Annotated in this window: 15 protein-coding genes and 1 pseudogene; 9 read left to right on the forward strand and 7 right to left on the reverse strand. The window is 66.5% G+C overall.

The annotated features are described in order from the left end of the window. Window positions 1–20 precede the first annotated feature (20 nt). From pgeF to BKG60_RS09540, 6 genes are all read left to right on the forward strand, one after another. Entirely contained in the window at window positions 21–731 is a 711-nt protein-coding gene (gene pgeF / locus BKG60_RS09515; protein WP_075909583.1) for a peptidoglycan editing factor PgeF, read from the forward strand. A 33-nt stretch (window positions 732–764) separates the two neighbouring features. Next, window positions 765–1,598 (forward strand): YggS family pyridoxal phosphate-dependent enzyme, encoded by an 834-nt coding sequence (locus tag BKG60_RS09520; RefSeq protein ID WP_070184796.1) that lies wholly within the window; start codon window positions 765–767, stop codon window positions 1,596–1,598. Beyond that, window positions 1,595–2,236, forward strand: coding sequence for a cell division protein SepF (locus tag BKG60_RS09525; protein ID WP_070184795.1), 642 nt, complete (start codon window positions 1,595–1,597; stop codon window positions 2,234–2,236). Before BKG60_RS09520 ends, BKG60_RS09525 begins: the two co-directional genes overlap by 4 nt. A 170-nt stretch (window positions 2,237–2,406) precedes the next feature. Continuing rightward, window positions 2,407–2,697: a YggT family protein gene (locus BKG60_RS09530; protein WP_019344110.1), complete on the forward strand. Its 291-nt coding sequence runs from the start codon at window positions 2,407–2,409 to the stop codon at window positions 2,695–2,697. A gap of 207 nt (window positions 2,698–2,904) precedes the next feature. Beyond that, window positions 2,905–3,732 carry a DivIVA-like cell division protein Wag31 gene (gene wag31 / locus BKG60_RS09535; RefSeq protein WP_070943308.1) on the forward strand — a complete coding sequence of 276 codons (828 nt, stop codon included), beginning with the start codon at window positions 2,905–2,907 and terminating at the stop codon, window positions 3,730–3,732. Window positions 3,733–3,803: 71 nt separating this feature from the next. Further along, window positions 3,804–4,178 carry a hypothetical protein gene (locus BKG60_RS09540; protein WP_070188797.1) on the forward strand — a complete coding sequence of 125 codons (375 nt, stop codon included), beginning with the start codon at window positions 3,804–3,806 and terminating at the stop codon, window positions 4,176–4,178. Here BKG60_RS09540 and BKG60_RS09545 read toward each other — a convergent pair. Together BKG60_RS09545 and BKG60_RS09550 are read right to left on the reverse strand one after the other, a co-directional pair. Continuing rightward, the gene (locus BKG60_RS09545) at window positions 4,175–4,855 is read right to left on the reverse strand and encodes a phosphoribosyltransferase (protein WP_070943307.1); all 681 of its coding nucleotides are present in this window, start codon (window positions 4,853–4,855) and stop codon (window positions 4,175–4,177) included. The two genes, BKG60_RS09540 and BKG60_RS09545, sit on opposite strands and share 4 nt — an antisense overlap. Window positions 4,856–4,899: 44 nt before the next feature. After that, window positions 4,900–5,631, reverse strand: a complete 732-nt coding sequence (locus BKG60_RS09550) for a type 1 glutamine amidotransferase (RefSeq protein ID WP_255739215.1) — start codon at window positions 5,629–5,631, stop codon at window positions 4,900–4,902. A gap of 227 nt (window positions 5,632–5,858) precedes the next feature. On the opposite strand from BKG60_RS09550, the gene BKG60_RS09555 reads away from it, so the two are divergent. Next, window positions 5,859–9,920, forward strand: a complete 4,062-nt coding sequence (locus tag BKG60_RS09555; RefSeq protein WP_070188799.1) for a bifunctional nitrate reductase/sulfite reductase flavoprotein subunit alpha — start codon at window positions 5,859–5,861, stop codon at window positions 9,918–9,920. 13 nt (window positions 9,921–9,933) lie between these two features. Here the strand turns inward: BKG60_RS09555 and BKG60_RS09560 are convergent, their stop codons facing one another. The 3 genes from BKG60_RS09560 to BKG60_RS09570 all read right to left on the reverse strand — a co-directional run bounded on the left by BKG60_RS09560 (window position 9,934) and on the right by BKG60_RS09570 (window position 15,648). Then, the gene (locus BKG60_RS09560; RefSeq protein ID WP_075909606.1) at window positions 9,934–12,534 is read right to left on the reverse strand and encodes a LuxR C-terminal-related transcriptional regulator; all 2,601 of its coding nucleotides are present in this window, start codon (window positions 12,532–12,534) and stop codon (window positions 9,934–9,936) included. A gap of 121 nt (window positions 12,535–12,655) precedes the next feature. Continuing rightward, window positions 12,656–13,771 (reverse strand): catalase family protein, encoded by a 1,116-nt coding sequence (locus BKG60_RS09565; RefSeq protein WP_070188805.1) that lies wholly within the window; start codon window positions 13,769–13,771, stop codon window positions 12,656–12,658. 29 nt (window positions 13,772–13,800) lie between these two features. Then, the gene (locus BKG60_RS09570) at window positions 13,801–15,648 is read right to left on the reverse strand and encodes a peroxidase family protein (protein ID WP_083650277.1); all 1,848 of its coding nucleotides are present in this window, start codon (window positions 15,646–15,648) and stop codon (window positions 13,801–13,803) included. Between the two features lie 214 nt (window positions 15,649–15,862). Between BKG60_RS09570 and BKG60_RS09575 the strand changes: the two genes are divergently transcribed. Both BKG60_RS09575 and BKG60_RS09580 read left to right on the forward strand, forming a co-directional pair. After that, complete coding sequence (locus tag BKG60_RS09575) at window positions 15,863–17,698, forward strand: S8 family peptidase (protein WP_075909607.1); 1,836 nt, start codon at window positions 15,863–15,865, stop codon at window positions 17,696–17,698. A 16-nt stretch (window positions 17,699–17,714) separates the two neighbouring features. Next, complete coding sequence (locus BKG60_RS09580) at window positions 17,715–19,058, forward strand: alpha/beta fold hydrolase (protein ID WP_075909585.1); 1,344 nt, start codon at window positions 17,715–17,717, stop codon at window positions 19,056–19,058. 112 nt (window positions 19,059–19,170) lie between these two features. Here BKG60_RS09580 and BKG60_RS09585 read toward each other — a convergent pair whose 3' ends face one another. Both BKG60_RS09585 and BKG60_RS32400 read right to left on the reverse strand, forming a co-directional pair. Beyond that, window positions 19,171–19,605 carry a type II toxin-antitoxin system VapC family toxin gene (locus BKG60_RS09585; protein ID WP_012394840.1) on the reverse strand — a complete coding sequence of 145 codons (435 nt, stop codon included), beginning with the start codon at window positions 19,603–19,605 and terminating at the stop codon, window positions 19,171–19,173. A 3-nt stretch (window positions 19,606–19,608) separates the two neighbouring features. After that, window positions 19,609–20,063: pseudogene (locus BKG60_RS32400) on the reverse strand (type II toxin-antitoxin system Phd/YefM family antitoxin). Window positions 20,064–20,449: the final 386 nt, after the last annotated feature.

Genomic DNA, 20,449 nt, shown 5'->3' on the forward strand with positions numbered 1-20,449 from the left:
CGGGTTCGGATACTGGAAACGTGAGTGTTCGTATTCGGCGCGTAACGACAACCCGCGCCGGCGGCGTCTCGGCGCCGCCCTTCGATTCGTTCAACCTCGGAGACCATGTCGGTGACGATCCGCGGGCGGTGGCCCAGAATCGGCGGCGGCTGGCCTCCGCGATCGGCGCCGATGCACTGGTCTGGATGAATCAGGTGCACAGCGATCACGTGGTCACCGTGGACGGCCCGCGCGACACCGCGGTCGATAATGCCGATGCATTGGTGACGTCGACGCTGCGTTTGGCATTGGTGGTGGTGACTGCCGATTGCGTCCCGGTATTAATGGGCGATGCGCGCGCCGGAGTCATCGCGGCCGTCCATGCCGGACGGGTCGGTGCGCAGAAGGGCATCGTGGTCCGGACCGTGGAGGCGATGCAGGCCGCCGGTGCGCACGTCGGGGATATGTCGGTGCTGCTCGGGCCCGCGGTCAGCGGTGCCAACTACGAGGTGCCCGAACAGATGGCAGCCGAGGTCGAGGCGGTGCTGCCCGGGTCGCGCACCACCACCTCGCGCGGCACCTCAGGCCTGGATCTCCGAGCTGGAATCGCCCGGCAATTAACGGCTTTGGGTGTCACCGCGATCGACGTGGACCCGCGGTGCACGGTCGCCGACCGTGCGCTGTTCAGCCATCGCCGCAGTGCACCGACCGGACGCCTGGCGAGCGTGGTGTGGATGGAGCAGCCCCGGTGAACAACCCCCGAATGAGCCTGGAGTGACTGCGAGATGAGCACCGTGCAGCGCGGGCGTGATGCCGACCGGACGGCCGAGTTGACCGCCGCGCTGGGTGCGGCGCGAGCGCGGCTGGCACATGCCGCGGAATCGGTCGGGCGAAATGTAAATGAAATCGAATTGCTTCCGATTACGAAATACTTTCCGGCCACCGATGTCATTATTCTCAATCAATTGGGGTGCCTCGCATTCGGTGAATCCCGCGAACAGGAAGCAGCCCAAAAAGTCGAGACTGTTCGCGCGGAATTACCGGATGTGCCGATTCGCTGGCACATGGTGGGACGCATCCAGCGCAAGAAGGCGCGCGCCGTCGCCGGCTGGGCTCACACCGCGCATTCGGTCGACAGCAAGCGTCTGCTGACCGCACTGGACCGGGCCGCCGGCGAGGCGCTGGCCTCCGGTGCCCGGGTGCAGCCGCTGCGGGTCTACATCCAGATCAGTCTCGACGGGGACACCGAGCGGGGCGGTGTCGATGTGAACGCCCCCGGCCTGGTCGACGAAATCTGTGGGTCAGCGAACACCGCCGAGGCACTGGAGTTCGTCGGCCTGATGGCAATCCCGCCGCTGCAATCCGATCCCGACGACGCATTCGCGCGGCTGGCCGCCGAGCGGGACCGTGTGCAACGCGACTACCAGCACCGGCTCGAACTGTCGGCGGGGATGTCCGGAGATCTCGAAAGCGCGGTCAAACACGGATCGACGTGTGTGCGTGTCGGTACCGCGCTCATGGGGCAACGCCCGCTAACGTCACCGGCAGTAGTCACACCAGTCACATCTTCATCACAGACACCACCACCCCCATCGTCAGCAGAAGGGTCGCCGAGATGAGCACACTGCACAAGGTCAAGGCCTACTTCGGCATGGCGCCGATGGATGACTACGACGACGAGTACTACGAGGACGACGACCGCCCGGTTGCCCGCAGCTACGCGCGGCGCCCCCGTGACGAGCGCTTCGAAGACGACGGCTACGGCTACGAGGCCCCGGAGTACGACGAGGGCCCGGCCTACCGAGGCGGCTACCCGGGTGGCGGTTTCGCCGACGAGCAGCGGTTTGATGCCCGGATGCGCGCACCCCGTGAATTCGACCGTCCGGCACCGCGTCTCGGTGCGCTGGCCGGATCCACCCGCGGCTCGCTGGCAATGGATCCCCGCCGGATGGCCGAGTTGTTCGAGGCGGGCAGCCCGCTGGCCAAGATCACCACGCTGCGGCCCAAGGATTACAGCGAGGCGCGCACCATCGGCGAACGGTTCCGCGACGGCACCCCGGTGATCATGGACCTGGTCTCGATGGACAACGCCGACGCCAAGCGCCTGGTCGACTTCGCAGCCGGTCTGGCGTTCGCGCTGCGCGGTTCGTTCGACAAGGTCGCCACCAAGGTGTTCCTGTTGTCGCCCGCTGACGTCGACGTCAGCGCCGAGCAGCGCCGCCGGATCGCCGAGGCCGGCTTCTACGCCTATCAGTAGGAGCGGTCAGTAGGACTCGACGCTGCCGCACGTACCGGACATCCGGTACGTGCCCGGTAGGCTGGCGGCGTCGCACTAGCGGCTGACCACGTCGTCTGTGTGAGGCGTGTCCGGCCCACGGCGACCTGTATCCAATGTCACACAACCTGTGCGTAGTGAGGTCGGCTCAGTTGTCGCTGTTCTTCGAAATTCTCGGTTTCGCGCTGTTCATCTTCTGGCTCCTGCTGATCGCGCGCGTCGTCGTCGAGTTCATCCGGTCCTTCAGTCGCGACTGGCACCCCAAGGGTCTGACCGTCGTGGTCCTTGAGCTCATCATGACCGTGACCGACCCGCCCGTGAAGCTTCTTCGGCGGCTCATTCCCCAGCTCACGATAGGCGCCGTGCGGTTCGACCTGTCGATCATGGTGCTGCTCCTCGCGGCGTTCATCGGCATGCAATTGGCGTTCAGCGCGGCGATGTAGTCCGTGGATGCCGGCGGCGGGCGAAGAGTCGATCTTGCCGTTTGCCGAATGGTCCACAATTGCGTAAGAAGATTGAAATTCGTTCTTAAAAATAGGCCTCCACTGCAACCGCCGGGTCTGGTGTGACAGGATGGACTCCAGTTGCGATCAAGCGAGGCTTTACACTTTGAGATCGGTTGACGGTCCAAGACTTCAAGGGGGCAGACAATGCCGCTCACACCAGCGGACGTCCATAACGTCGCGTTCAGCAAGCCGCCCATCGGCAAACGTGGCTACAACGAGGACGAGGTCGATGCCTTTCTCGATCTGGTTGAGAACGAGCTGACGCGGCTCATCGAGGAGAACGCCGATCTTCGGCAGCGGGTGTCCGAGCTCGATCAGGAGCTGGCATCGGCTCGGGCCGGCGGCGGTGCTCAGTCCTCGTCCTCCCAGTCGATCCCGATGTACGAGCCGGAGCCCGAGCCGACCCCGGCGCCCCAGCCGGTGTACGAGGCCCCCGCGGCGCCGGCCGCCCCCGCCGCTGCGCCCAGCGAGGACACCGCCGTGCGTGCCGCCCGGGTGCTCAGCCTGGCGCAGGACACCGCCGACCGTCTGACCTCCACGGCCAAGGCCGAGTCGGAGAAACTGCTCTCGGATGCCCGCGCGCAGGCCGACGCCATGGTCAGCGATGCCCGCAAGACCGCCGAGACCACGGTCTCGGAGGCGCGCACCCGTGCCGACGCCATGCTGGCCGACGCGCAGACCCGTTCGGAGACCCAGCTGCGTCAGGCCCAGGAGAAGGCCGACGCCCTGCAGGCCGACGCCGAGCGCAAGCACTCGGAGATCATGGGCACGATCAACCAGCAGCGCACGGTCCTTGAGGGCCGCCTCGAACAGCTGCGCACGTTCGAGCGTGAGTACCGGACACGTCTGAAGACCTACCTGGAGTCTCAGCTGGAAGAGCTGGGCCAGCGTGGTTCGGCCGCACCGGTGGATTCCAGTGCCAACAATGACTCGGCTGGTGGTTTCAGCCAGTTCAACCGCGGCAATAACTGACCGGCAAGACCCACGTCCTCGCACTGTCGGGAATCGGCCCGATCCGGGGCCACCACACTTAGGGTTGAACGATGTTGATCATTGCGCTCGTGCTTGCCGTCATCGGCCTGGCTGCGCTGGTGACCGCGGTCGTCACCAGCAATGAGCTGATCGCCTGGGTCTGTATCGGCGCCAGCGTGATCGGTGTGCTGCTGTTGATCGTCGACGCACTGCGGGAACGCTCGCGCGGGACGAAGTCCGGCGACGACGAGGACGCCTTGGCGGGTTCCGGCTCCGCCCCTGAAGCTGACGCGACCGCGACGACGGACACCTTCGATGCAGTGGACGCGCCCGTCGACTATCCCGACGAGGTGGTCGCCGAGCCCGAGTCGGACGTCGCCGTGGAGCCCGACGCCGCGGATGCAGACGTCGAGGCCGACGACTCCGCAGAGCAGCACAAGAACTAGTCCTGGCCTGGCCCGACGGTTGGCTGGGCCAGTAGGCGGCGCACCTCGTCGTCGCTGACCTGATGGAAATCCACGAACGCCTGGCCCACCGCGTCGAACACGGCCGGGGTGCTGGCACACACCACCTCGTCGGCCTCATCCCGTAGCTGGCTGCTCAGCGTGGCCGGACCGACCGGCACCGCCACCACCACCCGCTTGGCCGCCCGGACAGCGCGGACCGCGGCCAGCATCGTGGCTCCGGTGGCGATCCCGTCGTCGACCAGGATCACCGTTCTACCGGCGAGATCAGGGGCCGGCCGCCCTTCGCGATAGGCCTGCTCCCGGCGCGCTATCTCGGCGGTTTCGCATCGGATGGTCTCGGCGATGGTGTCCTCGTCAATGCCGAGGCGAGCCACCAGGCCGTCGTTGAGCACCAGACCGCCTCCTGAGGCCACCGCACCCATGGCGAGCTCCTGCCACTGCGGCACGCCCAACTTGCGGACCACGAAGACATCCAGCGGTGCGTGGAGGTGGGAGGCGACTTCGGCGGCGATCGGGACTCCGCCACGGGCCAGGCCCAAGACGAGCACGTCGGGCAGATCCCGATAGGACACCAGTCGGTCGGCCAGGACCCGGCCTGCTTCGTGGCGGTCCTGGTAGATGCGATCTCTGCTGGTTCGAAGGCTCCAGGCGTTCATCAGACTGCTGCCGGCACTCAACGATTCTGCTGTCTCCTGCCAGCCTACGTCGAAGGGTTGGGCCGGGCCACCCGGTGCAGGAAGCCGCGGACCAGTGCCCGCAGCCGGGCTGCTGCGTCGTCGGTGAATTCCTTTGTTTGCAAGCGCAATTCATCATGGCTGCGGCCGATGCCGGCTACCGAGCCGTCGCGGTCGTGGGTCAACCACACTTCCAGCAGTTCCAGGTCGAGCTCGGGGTGAAACTGCAGCGCCAGCGCCGTGCCCAGGACGAAGGCTTGCGAGGCGTCAGGCGTGCGGGCGATCTCGGTGGCCCCGGCAGGCAGGGTCCAGCGGTCGAAATGCCACTGGAACCATCGGCCACCGGGGACCAATTGCCCGTCGCTGGTGGCCACGTCGTACCAGCCGATCTCGGGCGCGGGGGACCTGCCGACTGTTCCGCCGAGAGCTTGCGCGATGAGTTGTCCACCGAAGCACACCCCGAGCACACCCACCCCGGACTCCACAGCACGACGCACCATCGCCATCTCGGTTCCCACCCAAGTGTCGACCAGTGCATCGTCGTACACCGCCCAGCGGGCCCCCAGCGGGACGATCACGTCGTAGTGAGTCGGGTCGGGGAAGGTCACCTCACCGGCCGGGTGGTCGTCCCGCTCGGGCGTCACAACCGCGAATGTGTCGATGTCGAATCCGCATCCGCTGAACGCGTCGGCCAGCATGGCCTCGGTGGCCGTGCAGTCGTTGCGGAGGAACAGAACCTTCGGTGTCACAACCGTCATTATTTCGGTATTTTTCGACGGCGGCAGTTCAGGTCTACTTTTTGAACCTTCACGCTGCCCTCAAGATCACCGCCAGCTGGGATGGCCGGCGGGCCAGCACCTCACTATTACGCTCTGACCTGGGATTATGGTCCTCACAACGGGACGAGGGGCCCCGTGAGGATCAGTTTTCGTGGCGATAACGTCGCCGGAAAGATCCGACAACACCCTCACCACACGATGGGGGCATGGCGGACGGCGCGGGCCTGGGTTCTGGCCCGGACAGTACACAGCGAACGGGGTGTTCGTACTGTGGCGTCGGATGCGGTATCGAGGTCACTACCAGGGTCGATGACGGTCGCACGGTGATCGCCCGGGTCAGCGGCGACAAGCTGCACCCCACCAATTTCGGCCGGTTGTGCACCAAGGGGGCGATGCACGCCGAGATGATGGCCGCCGCCGACGACCGGCTCACGTCGGCTTTGCTGCGGCCGGCCCGTGGCGATGAGCTGGTACCGACGCCGGTGGACGACGCGGTCGCCGAGGCGGGGCGCCGGCTGCGGGCCATCGTCGACGAGCACGGGCCCGACGCCATTGCCCTCTATGTCTCGGGCCAGATGACACTGGAGGCGCAGTACCTGGCCACCAAGCTTGCCAAGGGCTTCCTGCGTACCGTCCACATCGAGTCGAATTCACGGCTGTGCATGGCGAGCGCGGGTACGGGCTTCAAACAGTCGCTCGGATCGGATGGTCCGCCGGGTTCCTACACCGACTTCGACCGGGCCGACCTGTTCTTCGTCACCGGCGCGAACATGGCCGACTGCCATCCGATTCTGTTCCTGCGCATGGCAGATCGGCTCAAGGCCGGCGCCAAGCTGATCGTGGTGGACCCGCGCCGGACCGCTACCGCCGAACGTGCCGATCTGTTCCTGCAGATCAAACCGGGCACCGATTTGGCCCTGCTCAACGGCTTGCTGCACCTGTTGGTGGAAAACGGTGCCATCGACCACGAGTTCATCGCCGAGCACACCGAAGGATGGGACGGACTGCTGGGGCTTCTAGCCGACTACCCGCCGGCCCGGGTCGCCGAGATCACCGGCATCCCCGAAGCCGACATCCGCACCGCCGCAACGATGATCGCCGAAGCCGGCGAGTGGATGAGCTGCTGGACCATGGGGCTCAACCAGAGCACCCACGGCACCTGGAACACCAACGCGATCTGCAACCTGCATCTGGCCACGGGCGCGATCTGCCGCCAGGGCAGCGGGCCCATGTCTCTGACCGGTCAGCCCAATGCGATGGGCGGACGCGAAATGGGTTACATGGGGCCGGGACTGCCCGGTCAGAGGTCGGTCCTCGCCGCTGATGACCGAACCTTCGCCGAGACCCGATGGGGCGTCGAACCCGGCAGCATCCGCTCCGATGTGGGCCCGGGAACCATCGGCCTGTTCGAGCAGATGGAGCAGGGCCAGATCAAGGCGTGCTGGATCATCTGCACCAATCCGGTTGCCAGCGTGGCCAACCGGAAGACTGTGATCAACGGTCTGGAAGCCGCGGAGCTCGTTGTCGTCCAGGACGCGTACCGGTCTACCGCGACCAATCACTACGCCGACATCGTGCTGCCCGCGGCGTTGTGGGCGGAAGCCGAAGGCGTCATGGTCAATTCGGAGCGCAACCTGACCTTGCTGTCTCCGTCGGTCGCCCCGCTCGGGCAGGCGCGGCCCGACTGGCAGCTGATCTGCCAGGTCGCGGCGCAGCTCGGCTTCGCCGAGCACTTCGACTACCAATCCCCGGCCGAAATATTCGACGAGATCCGCGGATTCGCCAATCCGAAGACCGGATATGACCTGCGTGGCGCCGACTACGACAGGCTGCGTCGAACGCCCCTGCAGTGGCCGGTCCCGCCCGTCGGTGACCCCGGCGGTGAGGATGATCGTCACCCCATCCGGTACCTCAACGACGGCGTGAGCCAAGACCTGTTCGTCGACGCCGACGGCCACCGGCCCCGGCTGGCCTTCGCGACGCCGTCGCGGCGGGCCGTCTTTCACGCCCGTCCGCACATGGACGCCGCCGAACTACCCGATGACGACTATCCGATGGTGCTCAACACCGGTCGGCTGCAACACCAATGGCACACCATGACCAAGACCGGCAAGGTGGACAAGCTCAACAAGCTCAATCCCACGCCGTTCATCGAAATCCATCCGCTCGACGCTCTGGAGCTCGACATCGGCGAGGGGCAGCCGGTCGAGTTGACGTCCCGGCGCGGTCGCGCCGTGCTGCCCGCCAAGGTGTCGGACCGTGTGCGCCCCGGCAACTGCTTCGCGCCGTTCCACTGGAACGACGAACACGGTGAATACCTCACTGTCAACGCCGTGACCAACGACGCGGTCGACCCGGACGCGCTGCAACCGGAGTTCAAGGTATGCGCGGTGAGCCTGCGTCCCGTCCGCACGGTTGACGGCTCGCCCGCGTTGCACCCGCTCGCAGCCGAGGTGGGGTTGGGCGCTGTGCCCAAGCCGACCCTCAGCCAAGACGAAAAGATCTACCTGGCAGGTTTTTTCACCGGTCTGCCGGATGAGCCCGTGGGCGTACCGGTACTCCCGGCCGCAGCGCCGGTCAGTGCCGGGGTGCGCTTGTGGCTGGACGGGGTGCTGGCCGGACGCTACTCGCGGGCCGGCGACGGTGTGCCGGCCCGGCGGCCGGTACCGGGTGGGCCAATGGTGCTATGGGCCTCGCAGACCGGTACCGCCGAGGAGTTCGCAGCCGGACTGGCGGGTCGCATCGATGGGGCCTCCTTGGTCAACATGGACGACCTCGCCCTGGCCGACCTGGCTGCCGCACGAGACATCCTCATTGTCACCAGTACGTTCGGCGACGGCGGGCCACCGGACAACGGCGCCGACTTCTGGAACCGGCTGCAGGCCCCGGATGCCCCGCAGCTGCACGGGCTGCGGTACGCGGTGCTCGGTATCGGCGACAAGTCCTACGACAACTTCTGCGGGCACGCCAAATCCCTGGATCAGCGGCTGGCAGATCTGGGTGCCACCAAACTGCTCGACCGCACCGACTGCGAGGCCTACGACGACGAGCCGATGCGGCGCTGGGCCGACACGGTCACCACGGCATTCACCGGTGCGGCGCCCGTACCGGCGGTCATCGGCGGCGGTATCCGCACCGTCATCCCCACCGAACCCGACGAATTCACCAGGGCCAAACCGATCTTGGCCGCGCTGGCGCGCAATGAACTGTTGACCACACCGACCGCGGCCAAGGAGGTGCGCCAGTTCGGTTTCGACGTCTCCGAGTACGAGGTGAGTTATTCGGTCGGTGACTCGCTGGGTGTCTATGCGTGCAACGATCCGGAGGTGGTGGACACCTGGCTGGCGGCCACCGCGCTCAACCCGGACTCGGTGATCGAGGTCGACGGTGTGGAGCAGTCGCTGCGCGACGCCCTCATCTCGTCGTACGACATCTGCCGGGTGACGCCGGACCTGTTGCGGTTCGTGGCGGATTCCTGCACCGAGCGCTCCGCGGCCAAGATCCTGCGCAATTCCGGTGGGCGGCGCAGCAACTGGCTGCGCAACCGCAACGGCCTCGACGTGGTGACGGAGTTCGCGGTGCGGGCCGAGCCCGAGCAGTGGCAAGAGGTTCTCGTCCGGCTGACCCCGCGCAGTTATTCGATTTCGTCAAGCCCGCTGGTCAGTCCGCACGAGGTTCAGCTCACGGTATCGGTGGTGCGCTACCGAGGGCCGGGCGGCGCGCACCGAGGTGGGGTGTGTTCGACATTCCTGGCCGACCGGGCCGCGGCGGCGCCGGTATTCCTGCAGCGCTCACCGCATTTCCGCCCGCCCGAGGACGCGGATACCCCGATGATCATGGTCGGGCCGGGCACCGGCATCGCCCCATTCCGGGGATTCCTTCAGGAGCGTCGCGCATTGGGACACGGTGGCCGGAACTGGTTGTTCTTCGGCGATCAGCACCGCAACGAGAACTTCTATTATCGCGACGACCTGGAGGACATGGTCAGCGACGGATTTCTGAACCGGCTGGATCTGGCGTTCTCCCGAGATCAGCCCGACCGGGTCTACGTGCAGCACAAGCTGCTCGACCGTGGAGCCGAGGTGTGGCGCTGGCTGGACGACGGTGCCCACTTCTACGTCTGCGGTGACGCCGGCCGGATGGCCAAGGACGTGGACGCCACGCTGTCCACGATCCTGCGGACCCACGGCGGGATGTCCGACGACGCCGTCCGGGACTACAAGCGAGAACTGGTCGCCCAGAAGCGCTACGTGCGCGACGTGTACTGAGCTCCCGGTGGATTCACCGAGCCAGGTCGTTCCACACGATCTTGGCCAGCTCATCTCGGTCAGCCACGCCGAGCTTGATGCAGGCACGGTAGATGTGGCCCTCCACCGTGCGGACCGAGACCGTCAGCCGTTCGGCGATGTCGCGGTTCGACAATCCCTGGGCAACGAGGCCGGCCACTTCGCGTTCGCGTCCGGTCACCGGTAGCGGGCGAGCGGCCGACCGGATGGCCGGGGTGGCCGCACCGCCACACTTGGATGCCAATTGCAGTGCGTGCGCGGCGGATTCGGTGCTGTTGCGGCGGTGTCCGGCTTTGTCGTGCAGGGGCACCGCCTGGGCGGCGGAGTCGGCAGCCGACAACAGCAACCCGGCTTCCTCGAACGCGGCGGACACTTTGTCCAGCTCGTTCGCGTCGGCCGCGGCCACCGCGGCGGCATGCCGCGCGTACAGAGCGGGCAGCGGCCCTGCCACACGGTCGACCAGATCCTGCAGCCGGCGGGTCACACTGCGGTCACCGAAGCGGGCCGCGCTGTGCAGCGCCTCGGCCTCGACCGCATATTGGCCCGAAGAGTGTGCCGCATCGGCGGCGGCGCGGGCCAAATCGATCGCCGAGCGATGCCCGCCTTTGGCTGCAGCCAGCCAGGCCTTGGCGACCATTCGGAGGGGTTCGTGGAGCGCCATGAACTCGCCCGAGTGTTCCTTGGCGTCCTCGAGTACCCGTTCGGCGTCGGCGGGATTGCCCACCGCCGCGTAGGCGCGCGCCAGCAGCAGCCGGCCGGGCAGTTGCCAGGGCAGGGAGCTTTCCGCGTTGAGCGCGGCCAGGGCCTGCTCGATCGACCGGATGGCGTCTTGGAACCGGCCGCTGTGGGTGGCGGCCACGCCGTCCATGATCCTGGCGATGGCCCAGCCGGCGAACTGGCCGGCCGACGAGAACTCGGCGTATTCGGCGGCGCGCTGCTGAGCCAGTTCGAGCTGACCGGTGTAGGCCAGAGCCAGCACCTCGCCGTAGAACACCATGATCCGGATCATTCCGTCGGTGGTCTTGCGCTCGGCCCGGCACCGGGACGCGATCGACAGGAAGTCGTTGCCGCGGCCCACGAGCGGCATCGACAGTCCGGCGGCGAACGCCGCGAAATCCACCGACTGCCGCGGAGCCTCGGGGTTGGCGAGCACCCGCTCGGCGATCTCCAGGCCTTCGGCAATCTTGTTCTGGTGCACCGCCATGCCGGCACCTGTCGCATCGACGACCAGCCTGAGGATGGGATGGGTTACCCGCTCTTGCAGGAGGGCGAGCACCTGATTGGCGCGCGTCACATCGCCCTGGGACCAGAACAGGTTGGACACCCGGGGAATGCCCCACTGCACGAGCTCCATCTCGTTGAGGTCGGCGGGTGCGAACTGCTCGAGGATGCTGTCAGCCTGGGCCGGATGCCCCTGCCACAACAACGCGCGTGACAGTAGCGCGGCCGCGCTGAGTCCGCCGCCGTGATCGAAGGCCGCGCGGGCCAGCTTCTCTCCGAGCGGCAGGTTGGACAGGAACACTGCGTCCTTTGCGGCGGTGATCAGCAGTTCGATGTCGGTGCCCTGGTCGCTCTCGATAGCCAACTCGGCCAACTTGATTCGGCTGGCGGGTGAGTCGAGGTTGCGCTCGTGCAGAATCTTGGCGATCCGGCCGCGCAGCTTGCGGGCCGACGCGGTGCCGACCCGACGGCGCACCGCCTCGCCGAACAGCGGATGGCTGAAGCGGACGTTGATCTGACCGTCGTCGGCGACGATCCGGATCAGGCCGCGCATCTCGGCGCCGTCCACCGCCTCCTCGCCGGCCAGTTCGGCCAGCGCATCGATATCGAGTGGCTCGCAGAGCGACAGGAGCTTCAGTGCGTGCAAGACGTCCTCGCCGGCGTGCGCCAGCCGTTCGTCGAGCAATTCGATCAGCCCGGAGGGTATGACGGTGGGGCCGCGAAACTGCCAGACCCCGTTGACCTTCGTCAGCGTGCCGGCGTCGACGGCGCCTTCGACCATGTTGCGCAGGAACAGGGGATTGCCACCGGAGGTCTGCCACATCACGTCGGCGCTGAGGCCCTCCAGCGTTCCACCCAGAACGGTTTCGATGAGCGCGATGCTCTGTTGTTTGGTGAACGGGTTGAGCTCGAAGCGCTCTAGATAGCCGTCTTTCCACAGCGAGGTGACGGCATCGGGAACCGGTTCGCCGCTGCGCACGGTGGCCACCACGTGGCCCGAGCGCTCGACGGCGATTTGGTGCAGCAGTGTCGCCGAGAGTTGGTCCAGCAAATGGGCGTCGTCGATCCCGACAATGGTGTCGCCGTCGGCCACAAGTGATTCACGGGCCGACCCGATGAGGGCGATGGGATCGCGTGATCCCGACGACGACACCCAGTGGGCGAACGCGCCGAGGGGGATGCTGCGCGACGACTCGGTGCACGCGGTCCAGTGCACCTTCCGGCTCAACGATGCGGTCACCGTGCGCGCCAGGGTGGTCTTGCCGACTCCGGCCGCTCCGACGAGGACCACTCCGCAGCTGTCCGTCCCGCTGAGGGCGGCCCGTATGGCCTCGTGCTCGGCGGGCCGGTCCAAGAGCTGCCACTGACCAGGCATGAACCCTGAGTCTAGGGGCATGGGGCCGCCAACGCTGCCGAACAGGGGGTCAACGGAGCGGCGTTTGTCGGCGGTGGCAGTGAATGTTCTTCCCATTGCAAGCAATTCCTGTTCGCCGGCGTCAATCCGGAAGCTCGGAGATGTCGGCAGGCTCGTGCCGCTCGATGTGGTTCATCTGATGCCGGAAGTCGCTCGACGCCTCGTACACCTTGAGCTTCAGCCGGTTGATGGATCCCAACGGCCGGTGGGCCTCCAGGCCGCGCCATGAGTTGAACGACAACACGTCGTCGCCGTACGCGCGGCGCAGTGCGCTGTACGGATTCTGGCGGGGAAAAACGACTTTGGCGACCGGCAGGTACGGGGATTTCCAGGGTTTCGTGGCATCCTCGATGGGCATCTCCTCCTCATCCAGGCACAGCTGCACGCTGAATGTGTATTCCGCGGAGTGCTTTTCGAAGAACTCCATGATCAGATCGCGGTGCTCGTCCTGTCCAGGGTTTCGCGGAAGGGTCTGCTCGGCAAGGGCTTTCGCCTCGGGTGAGGTGGGTTCGTATTTGAATCGGGCCACATGGTCGCCATAGCGAATCGGGGCGGAGGAGAAGAACGTCTCGCCCAGGATCGGGCGGTTGGGGGCGACGAACACGGCCAGATTCGGCGGTATCGGCAGGCCGATTTTCTTGAGCGCGCCGAGCAGCTCGCTGCCTGCCCACAGCGCGCCGTCGGACAACCGGGCCAGTAGGGTGGCGCTCAGCATGCCCAGGGTGCGGTACGCGTGGGCGTCGGCGAACAGGAATTCCTCGTGGGTGACCAGGACGAAGTCCTGCGTCACGTTGGATTCGTCGCCAGGGTCCTTCATGGCCCGCGCCCCGTGCACGCCGATGGCCTTGATGCCGAGCCCGCGCACGCCGCGGTTCCGGTCGCTGCGCAGTACCCCCGAGGTGGTCGAGATGCGGGCGATCACCGGGTAGCTGCGTGCTTGCGCGAACATCCCTTGGGAGAGCGCTTCGGGCAGGTCCGGGTTGACGATGAGGTCGCCGCGCAGGATGGCATGGCTCTTGGCGTGGGCGTCACGCAGGCCGTGCTTGAACTTCTTGTAGGCGCGTTCGTTGTTCTTGCGAAGTGCCTTGACGATCTTTTCGATGTCTTTGGCTTCGCCTGCCTTCGGTCGCTCGAGGTCGTCGCGGTAGCGGACCGGGTTGAGGGTTTCGGCGATGCGACGGACGTCGGCGGAGGTCATGGCTGCGGTCATACGGATGCCTTTCTGATTCAGCGGGGTGCGGCGACTTTCCAGGGGGCGAAGGGGTTGGCCACGCCGGTCAGGGCCGGGGACAGTTCGGGAAAGTGGCGCAACAACACCGAGCGCATGTCGTTGTCCCGCACCCAGGCCATTCCGGCGACGGTGTACGTCTCTTCACGGAAATCGGTGGTGAAAAAGCGGTCGCTCTCCAGCCGGCGGGTGGCCATCAAGATGAAGACGCGGAATGCGGTGTCACTGAAGCCGAAACCGGGAGGTTTGGGTTCGGCGTACAGGCCGATCATCAGGTCGACGAGGTCCACGTCGTCGTCGTAGACCTCGCGAAGCTCGGCCGCCAGCGCCGTCTCACCGGTCAGCTCTTCGAACGTCTTGACCGGCTTGAGCCGGAACAGCTCCCGGAACTGGTTGTAGCGCGGCACACCTCGCTCCCGGGCTCGGATCAGATCGATCGTCGCGAGGTCCAGCAGGGTGCCGTCGACCCGGTGCAGGTGCTGCAGATGCCGCGGGAAGTTGTGTAGCGACAACGCTCCGGGGTGGGCCCGGCCGAAGGAGTAGAAGAGGTCCGCCATGGGGCTCTCCGCCAGCCGGGCGCGCACATTGGTCACCGTCAGCTCGGGCAGCTCGTGCTGTGCGGTGACGCGGTCGTCGGCCAGCGAGCGGAAGGTGAACTCGTCGGGGATCAGCGGGTGCATGCGGTACACCGCAACGAACTCCTCGGTCAACGAATACGGCACGCCGTGGTGTGTGGTCGGGGAGCCGGGGATGCCGTGGAGCAGGGGGCTGGTGCTGATCCGGCCGAAGCGCTGCCGAAACCGGGGACCCAACCGCTCACCGAGGAGCCCGAACCAATTGACGCGCATGGCGGTCACCGTCGTCGGGTGCGCTATGATCGCCGGCGTCCAGTCCACGGTGTGGATCTTGGCCATCAGCGCGGAATTTACGAGGCGGGCCTTGTCATACAGCTGCTGGCCGGTCAGGTAGGGATATTTCCGGGCCAGGTGGTCGCAGATGGCGTTGTGCTCGCGCATGAACAGCGAGTGCAGCAGGGCCAGGCCCACCCAGAAGCTCCCCGCCGTACCGGTGAGGTCTGCGGTGGCCTCGACCTCGGGTGGCGGTAGGCCGGACTCGTCGATGCGTAGCTTGCCGCCGTCGGGCGCGCGCAGGGCGCAGGCGAATGCCGGTGTGGTCCCGTAGATCTGGGAGGCGTCCCACCAGTGCGACTCCTGGGTGACGAAGGTGGGAGGCCCGACTGGACTGGGGTGTGGATCGGGTGGGGTGCGCTCGACCCGCATGGGCCGCTCAGGCCACGGATCGTCGTCGAGCAGGGGCACCACCCAGGGCTGCGTGGGAACCGAACCGTGGGCGAACCAGTCGTGCACCTCGAACTGAATCCACGCCGCGGCCAGCAGATTCAGCGTGGTCGCCGGCTGGAAGCTGTCGCGGGTCAACAGCGCGCGGCTGATCAACCGCGGATTGGGATCGAGCAGCTGCTGGGCGGATTCGGGATACGAATGTTCGGGTGGCACGTTGCGGCCGAACCGGCAACCCACCGCACCCATCCTTGGCTCGCTCAGGTCGTTGTAGGAACCGTCACGCGTGCGGGCGCCCAGATAGTTGCCGATACCGACCGGCCCGGTCGGGGGGACCGGGGCAGGTTCGGCGGCATACAGATTCGACGTCCGTAGCTGGTGTCGGAGTCCGACGAGCACGGCCAGGCCGATGACCTTGGGCAGGCGTGGCCAGCCCACTGACTGGTCGACGTACTGAGCGACCCGGACCGCAACGTCGACCGTCACCGACCGGGCCCGAGACCAGACCGTGGCGATGAACGCTGGAGCCTGTCTCGCCGTGGTCACCATTCGTTGTTTCCCTCCGGGGAGAATGGGGTGCCGCCTACCAGAGTTGATTGTTGTGCACCGGGGCGCAAATGACATGAGTAGTGCAGTACTCGATCGGAAATGTGCGGGCCCGGTGAGCTTCGAGTAGTCGAATACGCGTGTACACCGGGCTCGACTGAGCGACGATCAATCGACACAGGAAAACCTGTGGTGGCGGAGTGTGCCGAGGAGCGCGGTGAGTTCAACTGGGGATGTCTGGGCAGATCGGGTGCTGGCGGCGCTGGGGGATCTGAAGGGCGGCACGACTGCTGACCTGACGTCGTTGGCCGAGGCCGTCGCTGCCAGGTTCGCCTCGACATTCACCGAGCGCGACCGGCAGTACGAGAACGCCAATCCTTACTGGCACAACCGGGTTAACGATGCCGTCACGATGCTGCGCAGGCGCAAGCTGATCGCGCCGAAGGCGGCCAAGGGCGACGCGGTGCGATTGAGCGCGGCGGGCCGCGATGCCGTGGCGGGTGCCCGGGACCGAACCGAGGGGGCGGCTGCGCCACGGGTGCGAGCCGTCGCTCCCTCGCCCGAGGGCGCACAGGCCACGGAGGTCGGGACTACCGAACCGCCCAAACACGATCCGGTTCTCGCCAGCGTCGTGACACCGCCGTTGCGCACGACGATGGCACGGGAGATCACTGACACCCCGATACCGATCATGATCGAGTTCAACCTGACCTTTCAGCCGTCGGTTACCGCCGCGATCGAGCGGATCGTGCGGTTGTGGGAGCTGGTCGGCGGGGCGGGGGCACCCGTGCCACTGGCAGACCAGTTCATGGCCGGTGAGCTCACGTCCGACCAGATCAAGTCGCTGGTTTCCGCGGACGCCGTCCCGCAGTCCTGGCCCGAACGGGCGGTCTACCGGATCTGGCCGGACTTCGAGGTGCACCCGCAGATCGATGCCTCCTCCGCCACCATCAAGGCCATCGCCGCACAGCGGTCATTCGCCAGCTTCGGCGAGGGAATTGTGTGGGCTGTAGTCGATTCCGGTATCGACAAGAAGCACGCGCACTTCGCGGCGCATCAGAACCTGAGTGATCCGGCGGTGGTCGATCTGCATCACGACTTCACCGGAGGCAATGCCCCGCTGACCGACACCGACGGGCACGGCACGCACGTGGCCGCGATCATCGCCGGCGGGTTGGTGGACCGCAAACCCGAAGATGTCGTGGTGGTCGAGAAGCGGCTCAATGACCCTGAGCACGGGGGCGATCCGATCACTGCGCCGCGCACCGTGGCCGACCCGTCGCGGCTGGCGGGGATGGCGCCGAAGGCCAAATTGGTGAGCCTCAAGGTGCTCGGCCGCGGTGATGAGGCCTCCAGGGTGAGTCGGGTGATGCAGGCGTTGGCCTACGTTCGGAAACTCAACGCCGGCAGTGAGCGGGTGCCCCGGATTCACGGGGTAAACCTCAGCCTCGGCTACGAATTCGACGCCGAGTGGTACGCCTGCGGTCAGAGCCCGATGTGCATCGAGGTCGACAAGACGGTGCGCTCAGGTGTGGTGGTGGTCGTGGCCGCGGGCAATTCCGGCTACGTGTCACTGAATACCGCATTCAGCAAGGACTCGGTCAAGTTCACCGCCGACATGACGATCAACGACCCGGGCAACACCGAGAGCGCGATCACCGTCGGCTCCACCCACCGGAGTTCGCCGCACACCTTCGGCGTCTCGTACTTTTCCTCGCGGGGCCCCACCGGGGACGGTCGGCGGAAACCGGACCTGGTCGCACCCGGCGAACGCATCACGTCGGCAGCAGCCGGGAGCCGCCGGGACAAGGTCACCAATCAGATCGATGTGGCCGACGACGTGCCGGTCTACGTCGAGGAAAGCGGAACCAGCATGGCGGCACCGCACGTATCCGGTGCGATCGCCGCATTCCTCTCGGTCCAGCGCGAGTTCGTCAGCGAACCGGAGGCGATCAAGCGCATCTTCGTCGAGTCGGCGACCTCGCTGAACCGGGACCCGGCATTCCAGGGCAGCGGCCTGCTGGATCTCATGCGCGCCCTGCAAGCGGTGTGACCTGAAAGGCGATTCGATGACCGACAATGTGGCAGAACGGATCTGGCGCCTGGTGTTCGATGCCGACGGCGATCCCGACCCGGCAGTGCTGGTGGACCTCAAGCAGCGCATCGGTGCGGCGGGGTTGACCGATCTGATCATCTTCTCCCACGGCTGGAACAATGACGAGGCGGCCGCGGCGAGTTTGTACGACCGGTGGTTCGGGCTGCTGGCACCGCAACTCGACCCGGCCCGCAGGGTCGGCTTCGTCGGAGTGCGGTGGCCGTCGCAGCTCTGGCGCGACGAGCCGATCCCGGATTTCTCCGCGTCGGCACACGACGGCGGCGGTGCGGCCGCACTGGGCGACGAGGCGGCCCCGGTGCCTGGCGGGCCGGCGACCATCGACCCGGCCCAACTCGCCGAGCTCAAGGACATGTTCCCGCGCGGCAAGCAGCAGTTGGACAAGCTCGCCGCCCTGCTGGCCGCCGCGCCGGACATCGATCGCCTGCCGGAACTGCTCGACGCGATGCGGGAGTTCAGCGCGGCCACCCAGACCGGATTCAACGACGGCGAGGCCGACGAGCCGGACGCCGGGCCGGGGATGCTCGCACCCGACCAGGACCCGGAAAAGCTGTTCACCACCTTCGCCGACGAATTGGCGTCCGCCGGTGTGGAATTCGATGATGACGGCGGGGGAGCGGCCGGACTGGGTGATATCGCGGGGCGGCTGTGGCGCGGCGCCAAGGAGGCGTTGCGTCAACTGAGTTACTGGAAGATGAAGAACCGCGCCGGAGTGGTGGGACGGCAGGGGCTTGGACCGGTCATCGATCAGCTTCACGCGGATTTCCCCGAGCTGCGGATACACCTGGTCGGTCACAGCTTCGGCGCCCGGGTGGTGTCCTACGCCCTGGCCGGGATGAGCGACATCCAGCCTTCACCGGTGAAGGCGGTGACCCTGTTGCAGGGGGCGTACTCTCGGTTCACCTTTGCCGAGCGGCTGCCGTTCCGGAAGGGCTCAGGTGAGCTGACGGGGCTGCTCAACCGCATCGACGGGCCGCTGACGGTCTGCTTCTCCAGCCATGACCGGGCTCTGGGGACGTTCTACCCATTGGCCTCGGCCGCGGCGGGCGAAGATGCGGCAGCGGTCGAAGATCCGTTGTTCCGCTGGCGGGCGATGGGTTCGCACGGGGCATACCAGTCACCAACCCAGAGCCTGGGTGCCGAGGGTGCGAGCTATCCGTTTCAGACGGGTCGGATTCTGAACCTGAACTCGTCGGATGTGGTGGCCAAGGACGAGGGACCATCCGGCGCGCACAGCGACATCTTCCACGAAGAATTGACCTGGGTTGCCGCGGCTGCCGGGAAATTGAACCCGGTTTGAGTGTGTCCGAGGGGGGACTTGGCCACTTACGACACGGGTTCTGACCTGGCGAATCGGTACCTGATCGTCATCCATGCCGGGGTCGACCCACCTCTGACGTCGAGCGGTCGGATTAGGGGTCGAGTTGGGCGGGGGCGAGTCGGCACCCGGCGGCTTGGGCTCCGGCGTGCAGGCGTCGGTCCCAAACGGCGACGATCAGGCCGGGTTCGCCGACTGCCAACGCGCTGGCCAGATGGACAGCGTCGGCTTCGCGCAAGGCATGGGCGCGGGCGAGGCGGCCGGCGTGCTGTTCAACCGTGGCGGTGAGTTCGATTGGGCGGGTGGCGGCCCAGAAGTCCTCCCAGTCACGCTCGGCGTCGGCGAGCTCGGATTCGGTTAGGTCGTGATTGCGGGCTGCTGCAGCGAGTGCGGCGCGGACTTCGGGGTAGGCCAGGCGGCTGGACAATGCGGCGTCGCAGCCGTCCCACAGCGCGGATGCCAGCGAGCTTCCTGTCTCGGTGGTGAGAAGTTTAACGAAGGCGCTGGCGTCGAAGTAGACGAGCGGCACCGGTCAGCGCCGCTGGTCGCTGACCTGGTCAGACACCGGCCGCCGCGGTCGGGGCCGGGACCGTCCCGCAGCGACGGGCCGCTGCGCGGTGGCCCTGGCAATCACGCCTTCGGCCGTGAGACGCTCCAAGGTGCCTGCGCTGTCCAGCGCAGCGAGTCGCGCGACCGGAATCCCGCGGTCGGTGATGACGACCTCATCACCAGCCCGAACTCGATCGAGCCAATCGCTAAGGTGCGCGCGCAACTCGGTCACGGATACCTCCACACCGTGAACTGTACACTCGCTGAACCGTGATTTGTACATGTCACTTCTGAGTGTGGCAACGACGACCTGAGAGATTGACCCGCGCAAGCCGGAGGCGAGGTGGCAACGGGCCGGTACACCGATTCGTCCGCGGTGCTGGCGACGCCGAGACGGTCGATATTATGGTGGCTGGTGGCCTTCCGTCCAAGCTGCATCCGAAGGTGTTGCGGCGGAAGGTGTTTGCCGTCCCCGGTGGGACTTCGGCGCGGCTGGCGTTCGTGGTCAGCTGTATGAAGACGGCAGCGCCTCGGTGTCGGACGCCGGGTCTAGCTTGCAGCAGCGGGCTCTTGAATTCTCTGCGTGAGGTGCTGTGTGCGGTGACTGCCGACGATCGCCTTCATTGGCGTTCTGTTGCCAGCGACCCGATTGAACGACTCTCCCAGTAGTAACAGTTGGCCTGAGTCGCGAAGAACCTCGACATCCCTTGGATCGTATTCGTATGACGGAGCGTGCTTCAAGCTGGTGTAGGCGTCCCAGAACAGTTGGCTCCACATGTCCAGTTGGTGGCATTACCCCGAGACCGTGGCTAAGAGACCGAAAT

Source organism: Mycobacterium syngnathidarum, assembly GCF_001942625.1.
GTDB classification, from domain to species: Bacteria; Actinomycetota; Actinomycetes; order Mycobacteriales; family Mycobacteriaceae; genus Mycobacterium; species Mycobacterium syngnathidarum.